At 65.2% G+C, this 3464-nt stretch carries 3 protein-coding genes and 4 pseudogenes; 6 read left to right on the forward strand and 1 reads right to left on the reverse strand.

Annotation, left to right across the window (positions count from 1 at the left end):
• A pseudogene (locus BST40_RS29775) lies at window positions 1-102 on the reverse strand (pyridoxal 5'-phosphate synthase lyase subunit PdxS); the annotation flags it as partial.
• A gap of 287 nt (window positions 103-389) precedes the next feature.
• On the opposite strand from BST40_RS29775, the gene pdxH reads away from it, so the two are divergent.
• From pdxH to BST40_RS27540, 6 genes and pseudogenes are all read left to right on the forward strand, one after another.
• Complete coding sequence (gene pdxH / locus BST40_RS27515) at window positions 390-1064, forward strand: pyridoxamine 5'-phosphate oxidase (protein ID WP_075549920.1); 675 nt, start codon at window positions 390-392, stop codon at window positions 1062-1064.
• 106 nt (window positions 1065-1170) lie between these two features.
• Entirely contained in the window at window positions 1171-1908 is a 738-nt protein-coding gene (gene dapB / locus BST40_RS27520; RefSeq protein WP_075549921.1) for a 4-hydroxy-tetrahydrodipicolinate reductase, read from the forward strand.
• Window positions 1909-1933: 25 nt separating this feature from the next.
• Window positions 1934-2395 (forward strand): annotated as a pseudogene (locus BST40_RS27525) (hypothetical protein); the annotation flags it as partial.
• Between the two features lies 1 nt (window position 2396).
• Window positions 2397-2594 (forward strand): annotated as a pseudogene (locus BST40_RS27530) (flavodoxin); the annotation flags it as partial.
• Between the two features lie 29 nt (window positions 2595-2623).
• Window positions 2624-2839 (forward strand): annotated as a pseudogene (locus tag BST40_RS27535) (flavodoxin family protein); the annotation flags it as partial.
• Between the two features lie 41 nt (window positions 2840-2880).
• Complete coding sequence (locus BST40_RS27540; RefSeq protein WP_089025331.1) at window positions 2881-3339, forward strand: flavodoxin family protein; 459 nt, start codon at window positions 2881-2883, stop codon at window positions 3337-3339.
• The last annotated feature ends 125 nt before the right edge of the window (window positions 3340-3464 follow it).

The following is a 3464-nucleotide window of genomic DNA, read 5'->3' on the forward strand; positions in this document are numbered from 1 at the left end:
CTCCGCGGTGACGACGTCCATAATCACGCCGCCCTTGAGCATCTCGGCCATACCACGCTTGACCCGCGCCGTACCGGTCGCCGGGCTACCTGCACCATCCATGGTGTCTCCAATCTCCACGACGACTGCCATCGCGCGCCTCGTGTCGCTACCGACAAGCAGTCAATGTAAACGGCGGCGAAACCGTTACCGAACAAACCACAACACTGTGCAGCAGTAACACAAATCCGGTGCCTTCGGCGACTGCATCAATTCATCATATGATAGGAATTCCGTGTTATCGATTATGTGATCCCATGAGTGCCGTTTCGGCTTACCGGCAGCACGGTCGGTAGCAAAAATCTTATGTGACCATTGCGCGATAAGCTCGCGGAGCACCGGAGGTCGGGATGGACGATAACTCCCAGGTCGTCGAACTTAACGACGACGAGTTGGCAAGGATGCGTGGCGAATACGGTCCGGAAAAGGACGGTTGCGACGATTTGGACTTCCACTGGCTCGACGTCGGCTGGCACGTGCTGCTCCGCCGGTGGATGAGCGATGCGCAACGTGCCGGCGTCATTGAACCTAATGCGATGGTGCTGGCCACTGTTGCCGACGGAAAGCCGGTGAGCCGTTCGGTGCTCTGCAAATTACTGGACGAGTCGGGTGTGGTTTTCTTTACGAGTTACGCGTCGGAGAAGGGTCAGCAGCTCGCCGCGACACCGTATGCGTCGGCAACCTTCCCCTGGTACGAGTTGGGCCGCCAGGCCCACGTGCGCGGTGCGGTCACCAAGGTAAGCGCCGACGAGACTTTCGAGTATTGGTCCAAGCGGCCCCGCGGTGCTCAGCTGGGCGCGTGGGCATCGCAGCAGTCGCGACCCGTCGGTTCCCGCGCCGAGCTCGACGCGCAGCTCTCGGAGGTGACGCGTCGGTTCGCCGACCAGGACCAGATTCCGGTGCCGCCGCAGTGGGGTGGCTACCGTATCGCCCCCGACGTCGTCGAATTCTGGCAGGGTCGCGAGAACCGGCTGCACAACCGGATCCGTATCAGCAACGGCCGGCTGGACAGGCTGCAACCCTGACCTGATACCAGCGAACGGTGGGCGCACCTGCCTGATCGTCCTGTGCGTGGCCGGTGTCGGACCTTGGCGGGCGAGCGAATCGATCGGCCGCAGTAGGCTTCACCAAATGCGGGTAGGTGTGCTGGGAGCCAAGGGCAAAGTTGGAGCGACGATGGTGGCGGCGGTCCGGGCCGCCGCAGATCTGACCCTGTCGGCCGAGGTGGACGCCGGTGATCCGCTGAGTCTGCTCACCGACGGCAACACCGAGGCGGTCATCGACTTCACCCACCCCGACGTCGTGATGGACAATCTGAAGTTCTTGATTGCCAACGGGATTCACGCCGTGGTCGGAACCACTGGCTTCACCGCGGAGCGGCTGCAGCAGGTGGAGTCGTGGCTGGCCGACAAGCCCGAGACGTCGGTGCTGATCGCGCCGAACTTCGCGATCGGGGCGGTGCTGTGCATGCATTTCGCCAAACAGGCGGCCCGGTTCTTCGACTCGGCCGAGGTCATCGAGTTGCATCACCCGAACAAGGCCGATGCCCCGTCGGGCACGGCGACCCGTACTGCCATGCTGATTGCCGAGGCCCGAAAAGGCTTGCCGCCCAATCCCGATGCCACCAGCACCAGCCTGCCCGGAGCCCGTGGCGCCGACGTCGACGGCATCCCGGTGCACGCGGTGCGGCTGGCTGGGCTGGTCGCTCACCAAGAGGTGCTGTTCGGCACCCAGGGAGAGACGCTGACTATCCGGCACGACAGCTTCGACCGCACCTCGTTTGTGCCCGGGGTGTTGCTGTCGGTGCGCCGCATCGGAGAGCGTCCCGGCCTCACCCTGGGCATCGAGCCGTTGCTCGACCTGCAATGACGCTACAGCGATGGGCATGACGGGCATGGCGCGAACCGTGCGCATTCAGCTGCTGATCGCTTTCCTGTGTGCGGCCATGCTGGTGTACTTCGTCCTGCTGGGCCGCATCGCCGTCGCGCTGATCGGCTCGGGCCGAGCTGCCGCCATCGGCCTGGGACTGGCGCTGCTGGTCACGCCCGCTATCGGACTGTGGGCGATGATCGCCACCCTGCGGGCCGGATTCGCGCACCAGAAGCTGGCCAGGCTGATCGCCGACGACGAAATGGAACTTGACGTCAGCGCACTGCCGCGGCGGCCATCGGGTCGCATCGAACGCGCCGCGGCCGACGCGCTGTTCGACATGGTGCGCGCCGAACTGCATGACGACCCCGACGACTGGCGTCGCTGGTACCGGCTGGCCAGGGGCTACGACTACGCGGGGGATCGCCGCCGGGCCCGCGAAGCCATGAAAACGGCCCTGAGCCTAGAAAGGAGCCGCCGGCACGGCGATGACCAAGACCCTGCTCACCGTGCACCACACCCCGTCGCCGACCATCCGCGAGCTGCTGGAGGCGGTGCCGGCCGGGGCCCACGACCCCGAGATTGAGGGCGTCCACCTGATCGCCAGGCCGGCCCTGGCCGCAACGCTTCCCGACATGCTCGACGCCGACGGCCACCTGTTCGGCACCACGGACTATGTGAGCGGATACCCCTCTATTCGGCGAAAGGCCAGCTAGTGCCGCGTCTGCTGATCGTCCACCACACGCCGTCGCCGCACTGCCAGGAGATGTTCGAGGCGGTCGTCGCCGGTGCGACCGACCCCGATATCGAGGGCGTCGAGGTCGTCCGCCGCCCAGCGCTCACAGTATCGCCGGTCGAGATGCTGGAGGCCGACGGCTATGTGCTGGGTACGCCGGCAAATCTCGGGTACCTCAGCGGTGCCATGAAGCATTATTTGGGCGAATACCCACTTAGTAAGAAAAGTGCCAGCTAGTGCGGCGTTTGCTGATCGTCCACCACACCCCGTCGCCGCACTGCCAGGAGATGTTCGAGGCGGTCGTGGCCGGGGCGACCGACCCCGAGATCGAAGGCGTCGAGGTCGTCCGCCGCCCGGCGTTGACGGTCTCGCCGGTCGAGATGCTGGAGGCGGACGGCTACGTGCTGGGCACCCCGGCGAACCTGGGCTATATCAGCGGTGCCCTCAAGGTGGCGTTCGACCAGTCGTATTACCAGCTCCTCGATTCGACGCGCGGGCGACCGTTCGGCATTTACCTGCACGGCAATGAGGGCACCGAGGGAGCCGAGCGCGCCATCGACGGCATCACCGCCGGGCTGGGCTGGGTGAAGGCGGCGGAGACGGTCGTGGTGATGGGCAAGCCGACCAAGGCCGATGTCGAGGCGTGCTGGAACCTCGGGGCCACCGTGGCGGCGACATTGATGGGAGAGTCTTGATCGGCGGCGCGGGACGGCCCGCGCGGCGTGTCGTGACCTGCGTTTAAGCCGAAGTTGCGACCGTCTGGATAGGTGATTTGGGCTTTGACGTGGGGTTTTGATGGTTTTGGGTGTTTTGGGTCTGA

It is taken from the genome of Mycobacterium persicum (genome assembly GCF_002086675.1).
Classification (GTDB): domain Bacteria; phylum Actinomycetota; class Actinomycetes; order Mycobacteriales; family Mycobacteriaceae; genus Mycobacterium; species Mycobacterium persicum.

Coding starts and splice junctions, on each gene's coding strand:
- pdxH (WP_075549920.1), top strand. CDS start 390: ATGGACGATAACTCCCAGGTCGTCGAACTTAACGACGACGAGTTGGCA.
- dapB (WP_075549921.1), top strand. CDS start 1,171: ATGCGGGTAGGTGTGCTGGGAGCCAAGGGCAAAGTTGGAGCGACGATG.